The following is a 13,938-nucleotide window of genomic DNA, read 5'->3' as shown; positions in this document are numbered from 1 at the left end:
GAATCTAGAAAGACTGATCAACTATGGAAATATTGCCCGCCATCGATATTCGAGGAGGCAAGTGTGTGCGTTTGCGACAAGGCGATTACGGCCAGGAAACCGTCTTCGGTGATGATCCCACAGAAATGGCACTCCGCTGGGCAGAGGGAGGCGCACAACGTTTGCATCTGGTGGACCTCGATGGCGCCAAGGCTGGAAAACCCGTCAATCATGAAGTCGTGAAAAAGATTGTGGATGCAGTCTCAGTGCCCTGTCAGATGGGTGGTGGAATCCGGGATGAAGCCGCGATTCAGTTGATGCTGGATGACATTGGCATTGATCGGGTGATTGTGGGTACGCAGGCGTTGAAAGACCCGCAATGGTTCAAAGAAATGGTACAGCGTTATCCGCAAAGGCTGGCATTGGGTCTGGATGCCCGCGATTCGAAAGTTGCTACCGAGGGCTGGCTGGATGTCTCTGAAACTTCAGCCCTCGATTTGGCGAAAGAGTATGTCGGCGTCGATCTGGCTGCCGTCATTTATACGAACATTGCCAATGACGGCATGATGCAGGGAGTCGATGAAGCCACGATTCAGGACATGATCCAGTTAACAGAACTCGGGTTGCCTGTCATCGCTTCGGGGGGAGTCACAACGCTCAAAGATGTTTCACGTCTGGGGGAAGTCCATCAACAACATCCTCGATTAATGGGCGCAATCATTGGTCGTGCCTTATACGAAGGAACGATTGAAGTCCCCGCCGCCATTGCTGCCACAAATCTGTAATCGATTTTGGCAGTAGCAGGAACAGATTGCCTTCAATCATGAATGACGTTGATCGTAGAAAGCTGTTCCGAGCCCGACTCTTAATACTTTTGGCTTCCGTATTGTGGAGTCTGAGCGGTCTGTTTATTAAGTCGCCACCTTTCTTGTCCATTCCTGAGGCAGACCGCGGGCTGATTCTGGCCTGTTATCGCGTCTTCTTTGCGGGTTTATTCCTGCTGCCGTTTGTTAAATTAAACCAAATCCGTTGGCGCCCTGTTTTGATACCACTCTTGGTTACCTTTGGTTTGATGAATCTACTGTTTATGGTCGCGATGACCAAGACATCAGCGGCGGCCGCGATTTTTCTGCAGAATACAAGTGTGGCGTGGGCGATGCTGTTTGGTTTTCTCCTTTTGAAAGAGAGAATTGAACGAGGATCGATTCTCTCCATTTTGATTGTGATGATGGGAATTGGTTTTATCGTGTTTGCAGATGGCGCGGGCAAAAATTTTATGGGAAATCTGTTTGCTTTGTTGAGTGGGATTACTTATGCGCTTGTTGTCATTTTCTTTCGAATGTTGAGGGATGAACATCCCGCCTGGCTGGTTGCGTTATGTCTGTTGTTTTCTTCCGCACTGGTCGCTCCCTGGGCGCTGACACTGGGAATCTCTCTCACTGGTGTGCAATTTGGTCTGATCGCCTTAATGGGTGTGATTCAGATGGGAGCCCCGTATGTGATCTTTTCCCACGCGGTCAAAACAGTCAATTCACAGGAAGCGGCACTATTGGTTCTGGCTGAACCGATTTTGAATCCGATCTGGGTCTGGATATTTTGGGGTGAGACTGTCTCGTTCACAACGCTTGTTGGCTGTACGTTGATTGTTCTGGGGTTAGCAGTACGATTTTTGTTTTTCAGACCAAAATTGATTTTGGAACCGAATCCGGATCAACCTTGAGAGAGCTTCACTGTTTGCATCTCATGGTAGCGTGCGCCCTGAGATCTGAGTTCCGACTGATAAAATTTGATTGTATCAATCGTGGTTTCACCCCATTCTGCGTTTCGCCGATCCTCTAAAATTTGAAACAGTTCATCCGGGGGTTGAGTTTTGATACGGGCCAGTGTGAGATGTGGATGAAAACTTTTGCGTTCAGGAGCATAGCCCAGTTTCCCTGTTTCTGTTTCTAAATACTCTGCCATTTCTGTTAACACCGTAGCATTGGTAGTGATACCTGCCCAAATCACATTCGGGCGGTCAGGGCGGGGGAATGCGCCCAGGCCCTTGAATGCCAGTTTTGTACGTGAAAATTGAGTTCGCATGGTTTTCAGAATCGAACTAAGGGGCATGATGTCATCTAAATCAGTCGGACCCAAAAACTTCAACGTAATATGCATCTGATTTACGGGAATGGGTCTCACTCCTGAGCCTAGTTTTTCCAACTTGGGCATTAGTTTTTTGAGGCCGCGCGGAGGTTGAATGGGGACAGCGATAAAAGTGCGGGTACGATTCGTGTGCATCATGAGTCAATTTGTATTTCTGTCAGCATCGCAGAAATTTGATTTCCCTATTTCTTTTTCTGGTTCCAAAGTGCTTTTAATTGATCGAAACCTTGTAATGGCTGCTCACCCGATTTCATTTCATCCGAAAGTTTAGCCGCAGGGGGCGTCTTCTTTTTCGGAGTTCGTTTCTTTTTGGGTCTCTGCTCAGTTTGACTGGATCCTGAGGGAGTGGGCTTTTTTTTGTCGAACTGTTTTTGAGGAGCCTTTGGTTTCGAAAAGGATTCTTTTTTCGACTGGCGATCCGTACCCGGTTTGATCAGCGTCAGTGATACCCGGCGCCGTTCCAGATCTACACCTAGAACCCAGGCCGTAATCACATCACCCACGGATACAAACTGATAGGGATTTTCAATGAAGTGAGTGGCCATTTCGCTCACGTGAATGAGTGCGCTGTCTTTTAAACCAACATCGACAAACGCACCAAAATCAACGACGTTCAGAACGGTTCCCTGCAACTCCATATCTTTGACCAGTTGTTCAAGTTTTAAAACTCCTTTCTTGAAAATTGGTCCGGGTAAGTCGGAACGTGGATCGCGTCTTGGTTTTCCAATCGCCTCCAGAATATCTTCCAGAGTTGGTAAGCCGATCTTGAGACTCTCACTCAATTGCGTTTTATCAACCTGAGAGACCTTTTCAATAATCGCAGCGCGATCGTTGGCTGACGTTTTCAGGCTGTCCTGCGGTAGATTGAGTTGTGTGAGAACTTTGTGAGCGTGTTCATAACTCTCTGGGTGAATCCAGGTCGAATCGAGAGGTTCATCGCCTTCGTCAATTTTCAAAAAACCTGCGGCTTGTGTAAAAGTGGCTTCCCCAATTCCAGCGACATCGAGAAGTTGTTTTCGATTCTGGAATGAGCCATGTTTGTCGCGCCATTCTGTAATTCGTCTGGCGATCAATTGATTCATACCTGAAACATGTCGTAGTAATGACGCACTGGCGTTATTCAGATTTACGCCAACATAATTGACACACGATTCGATTACCTCATCCAGTGATTCTTTAAGACGCTTCGAATTGACATCGTGTTGATACATGCCGACACCCAGATGTTGAGGATCGATTTTTACCAATTCGCTCAAAGGGTCCTGCAATCGTCGTCCGATGGAAATGGTGCCTCTAATTGTTGCGTCCAGGTCGGGGAATTCTTCGCGTGCCACCGGGCTGGCAGAATAGATGCTGGCTCCCGCTTCGTTCACGATTAAATACCGTGCTTCGGGTAAGTTCTGCTCGATCATCTCTGTAATGATTTCTTCCGTTTCCCGGCAGGCAGTACCGTTACCAATGGCGACCAGTCTGCATTCGTGTTCCTGCATGAACTCAGCTAATTTGTTGCGTGCATAATCTTTTTTCTCTGCGGAACCCGTGACATATACCAAGTCATTCGCCAGACAATTTCCGAGTTCGTCAAGTACCGCTAATTTGCAGCCGGTTCGTAATCCGGGATCGATGGCCAGGATGCGTTCGCCTCGCAAGGGGGGCTGGAGCAGTAAGTTTTTCAGGTTACTGGCAAAAACGGAAACAGCATGTTTTTCTGCTTTTTCGGTCAGCTCGCGGCGGATTTCGCGTTCGAGGCTGGGTAGGATCAAACGTTGTTGCGCGTCGTTGATTACCTGTGTGAGAAATTTTGCAAAGCGATGGTGACTTAAATTCAATTGGCGGGCGATTGATGTGCAGGCAGACTCTTCGTCCCATTCAAAGCGGACGCGCAGTGCGCCCGACTTTTCTCCTCTGTTCATCGCCAATGTGCGATGATGAGGCACTTTGACAACATGCTCTGAGAACTTAAAGTAATCGCGATATTCCTGACCGGACTCTTCAGCATTCTTTGTGGCATTCGCAACCAGCCGTCCCGATTTCCAGGCAATCTTGCGAGAGATTTCACGCACGTCGGCATCTTCACCAATCTTTTCCGCCAGGATGTCAGCAGCCCCCTTTAATACCTCATCCGTTGTGCGGGCTCCTTCTTCACCTTTCGTATATTTTAATGCTTCTTTTGAGAGATCCTCAATGTGAGCGTCACCTTTCCAGATCGCATCTGCCAATGGTTCGAAACCACGCTTTCTGGCAGTCGCGGCACGGGAGGTTCGTTTGGGCCGATAGGGGCGATAAAGATCTTCGAGACGTTTGAGTGTATCGGCTTTTTCTATTTCTGCTTTTAACTCAGGCGTGAGTTGCTGTTGTGCTTCAATTAAACGCAGGATTGTGGAAGCACGTTCCCATATTTGTCGTTTTGATTGTACCCGCTTTTGAATATTGCGAATCTGAACTTCATCCAGATTGCCAGTTCGTTCTTTTCGGTAGCGTGTAATAAAGGGAACCGTATTCCCTTCATCCAGCAATGCAATCACATTGAGAATTTGCTGTGAGGAGAGATTCAAATCCAAAGCCATTTGCTCTGCATCGTGTTCAGAGAAATGCTTGTTCGACTGATTCGATTTTATCTCAATCGTATCCATCCCGATCTCGATTCGTTCCGATCAATTAAGTTTTTTAAACTCAAATTTTGAATTAGATTCAATGACAGGATCTACTGACAAACAATTTATTAAGAATAACGATTTTAAGAAAAAATAGAAACGGTAACACGGTATCATCCAATGAGAGGACTGCGCGGCATTTCTGGAAAGTGTAATGGGGAATGCTCAAGTCTGATAGGCTTAAGTGGCCCAAAAGATGCCTTGCGAAACCGGATTCCACTTTGAAAGTAAGTGACTCATCCGCTTTTTGAGCTTCACAATTCTATGTCTTTTCTTATGTCTTTAACATGTGTGGTTACTTAACAGTACAAACAAATTTGAGCATCACATTTCAGCCAACTTTTTTCTGCTGATTGTCTGTAACAGGAAGTAGGGTGACATTGCTTAACATGTTGTGAGTAAGCCATCTCAAGCCTTTTGCTTTTAGTGTATGTAATTATCTCTCTTATTCTTTCGATAGAATCGTTTTTCTCGTTAGGACCGAACCTTTTGTCTGCCGATACAAAGACAAAGGGATAGCCTCAAATGGTTATCGGTCTGACATGCGCAAGAGGGGCCTTCGCGTACTGACGAGTGATTCTACCACGATCAAATTAAGGGGGAGATGGCATGACGACTGCCGTCAAAGTAAACACGTATCTGCTTATCTTATTAGTGGTTAGCTTAGCAACTACTGCCGAAGCCGAAGCAGGCTGGCCTTGGCATTCTAAAGAAGAAAAAGAAGCGAAGTGGGCAGAGAAAGCTGCTCGACCTGTTGGCTCCCGACAAAAATACAAATTTGGTGAGCTTTGGCCGCCAGTTCCCCGACCCACTGGACCAAAACGGCACTTTTGGAACAAATACCATCATGCTCACTATTGGCCGTATCCCTATAATTGTGAAGATCAGGCTTACGTGCGTGACATCATGGCGCGACAGATACACAACGGATGGACCGATCAAACAACGCTTTATGATTATCACTTTGATAAAGATGGAAACAAGTTGACAGAAGCAGGTTTAATCCATTTACGTTGGATTTTGGAACATGCTCCTGAGAACCGTCGCGTGATTTTTGTTCAGACAGCAGATCATTCTATTGCGAGCCAGGAACGATTGGCGAATGTCCAATATGCGGCTTCTGAGATGTCAGGTGGTCAAAGTATTCCATCGGCAATGCTAAGAGTCGCTCCTGCCTATGGTCGTCCGGCACGCGAAGAAGATCTGAAATACCGAGCCTACGTGGGTTCTATTTTAGCACCGCGAATTCAGTATACAGCCGGTGGAGGTTCAGCCGCTAATGGGGGGGAATAACTCCTGTTTTTTTCTGCTGTGACTTCGTTGGTATTTCTAATTCACTTTAGTGTAAACGTTAACTAAAATGATTGATCGACCTACGGAAGACGAATCTCAGAATCCACCCGATGATTCCATTTTAGAGTATATGAAAGGCTCTACAAAAGAGACAGGTTCAGAAGAGGAGCCTCGATATACTGCGAAGAACCACGATCTCTCTGATTTGTATAACGACTTGTTTCAGAAAAAAAAGCCGACTGAGGACCCACAAAAAGTCGTTGTCAAAGAGGAACCCGAAGAGGTCGTTCCTTTAGGCAACGACCAGTATGAGGGCGAATCGATTCCAGCGCCACAGACACTGGAAGAGAGTGGCTTGTCCTTAATGCAGCTGTGCAATCTGGTTTTGAAGCAACTCTATTTGCAAGGCAGTGCTCTGGGAATTGAAATCTCCCGCAGCGCACACCTTCCGTTTGGGATTATCGATGAAGCATTGATTTTTCTGAAAGAAGACAAATGCATTGAGGTGAGTTCAGGTAAGATGATCGGTCGATCTTCGTATCGTTTTAATCTGACTGAACTGGGACGTATTCGCGCACGGGAAGCGTTTGAACAATGTCGCTATGTCGGACCTGCTCCAGTTCCACTACATGATTATGTACGTCAGTGTCGTTTGCAAACTGTTACAGGCATTGATTGTACTCCCGAGAAATTAGAGCATGCCTTTGAGGATTTCATTCTGCGCGAAGGACTTCTGAACGAATTGGGCCCCGCAGTCTGTAGTGGACGTTCGATATTTATTTATGGTCCGCCCGGGAATGGTAAAACATTGATTGCAAAAGGATTGGGGCAATTTCTGAATCGTCAGGGAGGAGACATCTATGTGCCCTATGCGTTGCAGATGGAAAACAGCATTATCACATTGTTTGACCCAACGATTCATCAAACAACCGACGATCTTGAATTGCAGGAACGGAATTCGGTTGAAACGCAGAATGCCGACAGAATTTCAAAAATGAAAGACTGGGATAAGCCTGAAATTGACCTGCGATGGCGACGAATCAGACGGCCGGTTGTGATTACCGGTGGCGAACTGACCTTAGAAATGCTCGATTTACGTTACAATAAATCCAGCAACTATTATACAGCGCCACTTCACATTAAGGCGAATGGCGGTGTGTTTCTGATCGACGATTTTGGGAGACAGTTGGTTAGCCCCAAAAACCTTCTCAACCGGTGGATTTTGCCGCTTGAAGACCGAGTAGATTACTTGACGCTGGCAACAGGCAAAAAATTCTCCGTTCCCTTTGAACAGCTGATTGTATTCTCGACAAATTTGGATCCCAATGATCTTGTAGATGAAGCCTTTCTACGGCGGATTCGACATAAAATTCAGATTAGCGCTCCCTCCCGGCAGATCTTTACAGAAATTTGCAAGCTGTGTTGTCGTCAGCGCGACATCGAATATGATCCATCTTTTGTAAACTACCTATATGACAATTGCTATCGTCAGGGAAAAGCTCCCAGATCAAGCGACCCGCGAGATTTACTGGAGATTATTCAGTCAATCTGCCGATTTAAAGGACAGAAACCCATCATTTCCACCCAACTAATCTCAGAAGCAGCGCAACGTTTCTTCTGTCAAATATAAGTTCCTTTCTTACATCGCTTGATTGAACCTTTCATATAAGGTCATAAAGCAACTGGATTCTTTCATTTTATTCGTACCTGCCAATTGCTGTTTTTCCATCAATTGGAAATCACAATATGAATGGGTAGTGCCCCATCAGAAAAATGATTGATTCGCAATTCACGTCTTTCACGTGCACCTCATGGAGGTAATGAAATGTCAGTACGGATGACTAAACAAACATGGATTACTGGAATTGCCTGTGCCTTACTACTCTGTAATGGTTGTTCTTCGATGCGCCAGGCATCAGTTGCCAGTACAGATGAAGCACCGACCAGTTTGAAAGATAAAATTTTTGTTGCGAAACAAAAACTGAAAGATCCAGACAAGTTTTACATTACGCATGGTCAGCTTCAGGAAAAAATGGGCGATGTGAAGACAGCGCGTTCTTCCTATGAAGTTGCTTTGGGGCAAAACCCAAAATCAGTAGAAGCTGTGTTGGGACTTGCCCGCTTAGATCAGGTTGCCGGCGATAAAGCTTCTGCAGAAAAAGGATTTCAGAAAGCGCTCGAAATGGCCCCGGAAGATCCCAAGGTCCGTGCCAGCATCGGTCAATTTTATGCGGCTGAGAAAAAGTGGGATCAAGCGGTCGCTCTGTTAAATGAAGCAGTGCAGTCTGCTCCAGCAGATAAAAACATTCGTTATCAACTGGGAATCGCAATGGCCTCTTCTGGTGACTATCAGGGAGCAATGCCCCATTTGATTCGTGCTGTGGGTGAAGCAGAAGCCCATTATAACATTGGCTACATTTTAAGAGATCGAGGACAGCTACAGGCGAGTGAGCAGCAGTTCCTCCAGGCAGTCTTATTGAAACCGGAATTCAACGAGGCGCAGTATTGGCTCGACGAAATTCGTCGAGAGAAAGAAAATCGTCTGATGTTAGCAGGAGTGACATCAGGTGAAACGAAAGGCCTCAATGCGGGAGCCAAACAGGTTTCGTATTCCAACTCACAAGCAAAAAATCAAAGGTCAGCTCAAGTCAGGCAACAAAAATCGGGTGCTGTACAAGGCATGAGCCGTGCAAGCGTATCACCACAAAAACATAAATTGGGATCCAATGCGAAATCAGCCGCACCACCTGCAAACCTGACTGCTGAACAACTGGAACAGTGGCGTAATCAACGAAAGTTTTAATTCAGAGACATCGACTAATAATTGTATCAACGCAACAAACCCTGGTAATTACCAGGGTTTGTTGCGTTGATGGCCAGTGATTTTCAATTAGGCGGAGGCAGTTGCAGCCTGAAGTTCGATCGCCAGTTTTCCACACAAACGTTGTAGAAGTGCAATTGAGTCTCGCGCCTGTTCTTCTGTCATCGTCATGGGGGGGCTGACGCGTAATACGTTGCCGGCCAAAGCACCCAGCAGGTGAATGCCGTCTCCACCTTCTTCACCAAGATAACAGGCTTTGACAAACTCGATAGCGACTTCCTGGCTGGTTTTACCACCCAGTTCGGCGCACTCAATTCCAAATACCATTCCTTCTCCGCGAACTTTGGCGATGACCCCTGTTTCTTTCAGACTTTGCAGGCCTTCGATATAGATTTTCGAAAGTTTCTGAGTGTTTTCCATCACGTCAGTGCTTTCGAATTCATCAAGTGTCGCCAACACAGAAGCAGAGGAGACGGGGTTTGCACTCCAAGTGTCGGATGCTTCCCCATACTTCAGGCAGGAAATGACATCAGAGCGTCCTACAGTCGCAGCGACAGGAATTCCATTTCCCAGCCCTTTTCCGAGTACTACGAAGTCAGGTTCGATCTGGTATTTTTCGAAGGCATACATGCATCCGGTACGCCCAAAGTTCGCTTGAACTTCATCCAGAACTAACATGATATCATGCTCCCGGCAGAAATCCTGCAAAACTTGATGGTATTCAATCTGCGGATGGTAACTTCCCCCTCCACCAAGATAAGGTTCGGTAATCAAGCAGTTAATCCGGTCGCCATAGGCATTCCAGAGTTCTTCTAACTCGTTCCGATATTTGTTTGTATCCAGAGGTTGATTACATTTGGTGACATCATCACATTCTGTCCGGGGGAAACTGATAAATTTCACATGGGGATCGCGATCCGGATCTGTCTCTGATCCGGTGACTGCACCAGCCAACCCTTTTTTACCGTGAAATCCATAACGTGTTGCCAGGATAATATCTCGCTCGGGATCTCGGTGTAAACAAGCCCAAAGTGCCTTTTGCACGGCTTCTGACCCTGAAGCGGCCCAGATAACCTTGTCGCAACGATTGCCTCCCTTGAAGGATTGAATATTGGCGATGAGCCGTTTGCTGGCTTCCGTTTCAATTTCAGTGACGGCGTTATAGGCGGTGAGTGTGACTGCTTCAAAGTAATCACCTTCCCCTTCGCCGGTAATGTGTTCGGGTTTCCATCCAAGATACTCACTGAACCGCTTCATCCAGCGTCGAGGGTTGTGCCCTAAATTTGCAACGAGCACACCCGAGGTGAAGTCATACAGACGACGTCCTTCAGGCGTCCAGTGAAAGCAACCTGCTGATTTTGCGAGCACCGCTTGACTGGGAGTGAATGTCCGTAAGGCCAGGGGTTCTGTCTGAAACAGATCTTGACGAATCGCGTTCGATTGATTTTCGTTATCAAATTGAATGGCTGTGGTCATAGTTTTCTCTTTTGATTTAGGATGATAAAGGGACACTAAAGAATGTTTTAAAGAGTGAAAAATTCATTAAAGCTTAAACCGTACCTTCGTAAAGCACTTCTGCCTCCGATGAGCCTGGACTGAAGAGGACCAGACCGCCACGTTTGTCGTTAACACGGACGACGCAATCCGGTTCACCTTGAACGTGTTTTTCGAGAATCGCTTCCAATGCCTGCACGGCTGCAACGGTCTGGCGGTCAGCTGATAAGTCGTTGTAACTTAATCCTCGTACTTCTTCCAGACGCTGTTGGCGTTCCGCTGAGGGACCGCCATGCTCAATGAAAGCGACCTCACGGGCAAAACGTTCGATGACCTCAATGCCATAACCGCGTTGTGAACAGGTTCCCCAGGGTTCGACAAAAGTGCCGTTATAATGGTTGTTCATCGAGTTTTTGAGTGTGAATGGTGTTTTCTCTTCTACCGTACACTCAACACCACGTTTGCGGGAATGGCCGTTCCATAACCCATTGTCGAAACGAAATTGAACTTCCTGTTCGACATAACCGGGAAAATTATCCGGTGTGACCCATGATGTGTGAATATCAAAGGCGGCTTCGCGTCCGGAGTCATATTCATAAACCATCCGCATCTGGCAACTATCCCAGGTAGGACCATATTTCTCGCCAACCAAACCACGTTGACCTGATGCGGTAATCGTTTTTAGTTTTCCACCAAACGTAAAATCAATCAGTTTGATATAGTGAACGGCGACATAAGTACCCGGGTTGCGGCCGGTAATCCACTGTGCGAACTGACTTCCAGAAATGGATTTGGGCTCCAGCAAAGAGCAATAGCCGTTATTGACATGTTGCAGCACATCGTCATGGACGAGCGTTCTCAGTTTTTTATGATCGGGATCGAGCAGCTTATGATAAACAATCTTTGCGGCAACATTATTTTCCTCAGCAAGTGCAGTCAGTTCGTCCAGTTCCTGCAATTTCAGAACCGAGGGTTTCTCAACGATCAAATGTGTTTCGGACTCGAGAACTTTTTTACAGGAATCAAAGTGGCGATCATCGGGAGAAGCAACACAGGCAAAATCCAGTCCCGAAGCGACCATCTGTTCAATCGCATTATTTCCTGAGAAGCTTTGAAATCCTCCCACTTTTTCACCACGTTCAGCCAGATACTTCTCAGCACGAGCACCGGTTCGCGTAGCGACCGCCTCCAGTGAAATCTCAATGGGACCTGTGTTGCGTTGGTAGAGGCCCGTTTCGTGGACTGTTTCAAAGAAGGGACGATATGTCTCATCAACGATCATCCCAAATCCGACCAAACCAGCTTTCAGCTTGTTTTCTTGTGTTTTTGAACTCATGAAATATTCCTAAGTGAATTCAGATTATGTGGATTTAAAGTCTGTAAAATTCATATAATCTGTTATAATCAGGGTTGTGTGAATCTTGCGCTCAATGTTATTCTCTTGAAGTGAATGCACTTTATGCGTTTGCTGAGGGATTGTCAAGTCAATCAGAGGGCTTTGTCAATCAAAGAAGCTGATCTCGCAGTGTCCGTTCTGGCTATTTTAGTGATTGTTAGATTTCGAACTTTTCAGATGAAACGAGGTTCGCGTGACTAATGACGTTTCTTTAGTATCCGATTTGAGTGAACAAAATGTTCGAGAAGACGATGAGAGTCTTTCTCTTGTCGATGAGGTTTATCAGAAACTGTTACTCAGGATCATTCGTTGTGAACTTCCCGGCGGGACGGAACTGAAAAGTACGCAATTAGCACGTGAACTTAGTGTGAGCCGAACTCCAGTAGTACAAGCTTTAGCCCGTTTACAGGCTGATGGAATTGTGATTCAGCAAAAGAACCATCGTGCCGTTGTCAGAGAAGGGGCTGAGAACTGGTTAGTCGAAATTCATGAACTGCGATTGTTATTAGAACCCTCCGCTGCTGCGATGGCCGCACAAACGATTACTGAAGCTGAGTTGATACAATTGGAAAACCAGGCGGCTGAAGTCAAAGCCTGTCAGCAGCAGTATGAAGCGGGAGACCATTCTAGCGAACACTTACAGAAGTGGAGCACGGCATCTCGTTCGTTTGACTACGCTTTACATCTGGCCATTGCCGAATATTGTGGGAATTTACCAATTTCTGAAGCCATTCATAAATGCTGGAGTTATAAGCGGGTTTCCTATTCCGCAGCTGAAGAAACTCCAGAAATTATGACGCGGGGCTTATATGATCATACTGTTCTCCTGGATTCCTTAAAGAATCGCGACTCTGAAACCGCTTCTGTTGCCATGGAGATGCATTTACGAAATGCTTCCCGGATGCGGCCCGATCGCTTGATTGTTTGACAGGTGCAACTGGTAGTTCGATGATCAAAATGATGAAATGCAGTTGAAAAGCGAGTGCGATTTTCTCCTGGCTCTTGAAAGTTATCCCCAACCTGTCAAAAATGGCTTCGACGAAGACAATTTCGTTGGTTTACTCTTTTATCCGCTTTAGATTTTGAAACAAAAGGCAAAAATTCGTCATGTCAGACAACCCACGTGTGATTTTAAGTGCATTTGCAGATGAAGCAGCAAATCATAAAACTGCAATTGAACAAATGGTGGCACTCTCTGCTTTAGGGCTGAAATATTACAGTCCTCGGTTTATCGATGTGAAGGGTGATGGAAACGTCAAACATGTCGTGGATTTGAATAAAGCGGAATATAAACAGCTGCTTAAGCTGCATGATGAATATGGCATGAGCGTCACCAGCATTGGAGCCCGTGTTGGAAAGATCAAGCTGGTTGATAAAGATGATGGTTCTCATAATGTGTTTGTACCCTTCAAAAAGTATTTGAAAACAGAAGTTGCCAACACGATTAATGCCGCCACCACGTTGGGAACGAAGTTGATTCGAGGTTTTTCTTTTTATCCTCCCAAAGGAGAAGATCCCAAGCCCTATATGAATCAGGCCGTCGACCAGATTGGTCAGATTGCTGATCTTTGTGCGAAAAAGGGTTTGATTTACGGTCTCGAAATCGAGCCGAACTTAATTGGAGAAACCGGACCCTTACTGGCTGAGCTGGCGCGTAAAGTCAAACGCGCTAACATGGTAACTATTTATGATGGCGGAAATATCGCGGCGCAGAATAAAGATGCAATGCAGTGTTTGAGCGAGTTTCATGATATGAGCAAATCGATGGGTTGGCTACATATCAAAGACTATGCCGTCGATTCTGATTTGGAATGGACCGGCGTTGTCGATGAAGAACGCTTGAAAAACTTTGTGCCGGCAAACGTTGGTGATGCCGGGCACGAATTTGTTTTACGTGAACTGCGTACGATTCTTCCAAAAATGGAGAAAAAAATGAAGAAGCTGGGGGCGCCCGGTGTCTTTCTGGAAGTAGAACCACATTTGAAGGGCGGGGGACAATTTGGCGGGTTTAGTGGACCCGACGGCATTGGAGTGGCGGTAAGAGCCCTTTGTTCGGTTCTCGATTATGTCGGCATTGATTATGATCTACGAACCTTCAAAGATATCCAGATTTTACGCGGTTTCTAATTCCTCTTATTTGCTTTTCAATGAGTATC

Annotated in this window: 11 protein-coding genes; 7 read left to right on the top strand and 4 right to left on the bottom strand. The window is 46.1% G+C overall.

What is annotated here, in order from left to right; translation table 11 throughout:
- Positions 1-23 precede the first annotated feature (23 nt).
- Together hisA and V202x_RS25315 are read left to right on the top strand one after the other, a co-directional pair.
- Positions 24-764 carry a 1-(5-phosphoribosyl)-5-[(5-phosphoribosylamino)methylideneamino]imidazole-4-carboxamide isomerase gene (gene hisA / locus V202x_RS25320; protein WP_145179575.1) on the top strand — a complete coding sequence of 247 codons (741 nt, stop codon included), beginning with the start codon at positions 24-26 and terminating at the stop codon, positions 762-764.
- Positions 765-802: 38 nt separating this feature from the next.
- Positions 803-1,699 carry a DMT family transporter gene (locus V202x_RS25315; protein WP_145179574.1) on the top strand — a complete coding sequence of 299 codons (897 nt, stop codon included), beginning with the start codon at positions 803-805 and terminating at the stop codon, positions 1,697-1,699.
- Here V202x_RS25315 and thpR read toward each other — a convergent pair.
- Both thpR and V202x_RS25305 read right to left on the bottom strand, forming a co-directional pair.
- On the bottom strand, positions 1,690-2,262 hold the full coding sequence (gene thpR, locus V202x_RS25310) for an RNA 2',3'-cyclic phosphodiesterase (protein WP_145179573.1): 573 nt from the start codon (positions 2,260-2,262) through the stop codon (positions 1,690-1,692). The genes V202x_RS25315 and thpR overlap by 10 nt on opposite strands.
- Before the next feature lie 44 nt (positions 2,263-2,306).
- Positions 2,307-4,757, bottom strand: coding sequence for a Tex family protein (locus V202x_RS25305; protein WP_145179572.1), 2,451 nt, complete (start codon positions 4,755-4,757; stop codon positions 2,307-2,309).
- 630 nt (positions 4,758-5,387) lie between these two features.
- On the opposite strand from V202x_RS25305, the gene V202x_RS25300 reads away from it, so the two are divergent.
- The 3 genes from V202x_RS25300 to V202x_RS25290 all read left to right on the top strand — a co-directional run bounded on the left by V202x_RS25300 (position 5,388) and on the right by V202x_RS25290 (position 8,874).
- A complete protein-coding gene (locus V202x_RS25300; RefSeq protein ID WP_145179571.1) occupies positions 5,388-6,071 on the top strand; it encodes a hypothetical protein in 684 nt (227 codons plus the stop codon).
- A gap of 67 nt (positions 6,072-6,138) precedes the next feature.
- Positions 6,139-7,701, top strand: coding sequence for an ATPase (locus tag V202x_RS25295; RefSeq protein ID WP_145179570.1), 1,563 nt, complete (start codon positions 6,139-6,141; stop codon positions 7,699-7,701).
- A 195-nt stretch (positions 7,702-7,896) separates the two neighbouring features.
- Positions 7,897-8,874 (top strand): tetratricopeptide repeat protein, encoded by a 978-nt coding sequence (locus V202x_RS25290; RefSeq protein WP_145179569.1) that lies wholly within the window; start codon positions 7,897-7,899, stop codon positions 8,872-8,874.
- Positions 8,875-8,961: 87 nt separating this feature from the next.
- Here V202x_RS25290 and V202x_RS25285 read toward each other — a convergent pair whose 3' ends face one another.
- The gene (locus V202x_RS25285) at positions 8,962-10,368 is read right to left on the bottom strand and encodes an aspartate aminotransferase family protein (RefSeq protein ID WP_145179568.1); all 1,407 of its coding nucleotides are present in this window, start codon (positions 10,366-10,368) and stop codon (positions 8,962-8,964) included.
- A gap of 73 nt (positions 10,369-10,441) precedes the next feature.
- Positions 10,442-11,722, bottom strand: coding sequence for a Gfo/Idh/MocA family protein (locus V202x_RS25280; RefSeq protein ID WP_145179567.1), 1,281 nt, complete (start codon positions 11,720-11,722; stop codon positions 10,442-10,444).
- A gap of 253 nt (positions 11,723-11,975) precedes the next feature.
- On the opposite strand from V202x_RS25280, the gene V202x_RS25275 reads away from it, so the two are divergent.
- Together V202x_RS25275 and V202x_RS25270 are read left to right on the top strand one after the other, a co-directional pair.
- Positions 11,976-12,710 (top strand): GntR family transcriptional regulator, encoded by a 735-nt coding sequence (locus tag V202x_RS25275; protein ID WP_145179566.1) that lies wholly within the window; start codon positions 11,976-11,978, stop codon positions 12,708-12,710.
- 179 nt (positions 12,711-12,889) lie between these two features.
- On the top strand, positions 12,890-13,909 hold the full coding sequence (locus tag V202x_RS25270) for a sugar phosphate isomerase/epimerase family protein (RefSeq protein WP_144988477.1): 1,020 nt from the start codon (positions 12,890-12,892) through the stop codon (positions 13,907-13,909).
- Positions 13,910-13,938 lie beyond the last annotated feature (29 nt).

Source organism: Gimesia aquarii (genome assembly GCF_007748175.1).
Taxonomy (GTDB): domain Bacteria; phylum Planctomycetota; class Planctomycetia; order Planctomycetales; family Planctomycetaceae; genus Gimesia; species Gimesia aquarii_A.
The sequence above is the reverse complement of the archived record's forward strand: the minus strand, read 5'-3'. Positions and strand labels throughout refer to the sequence as shown.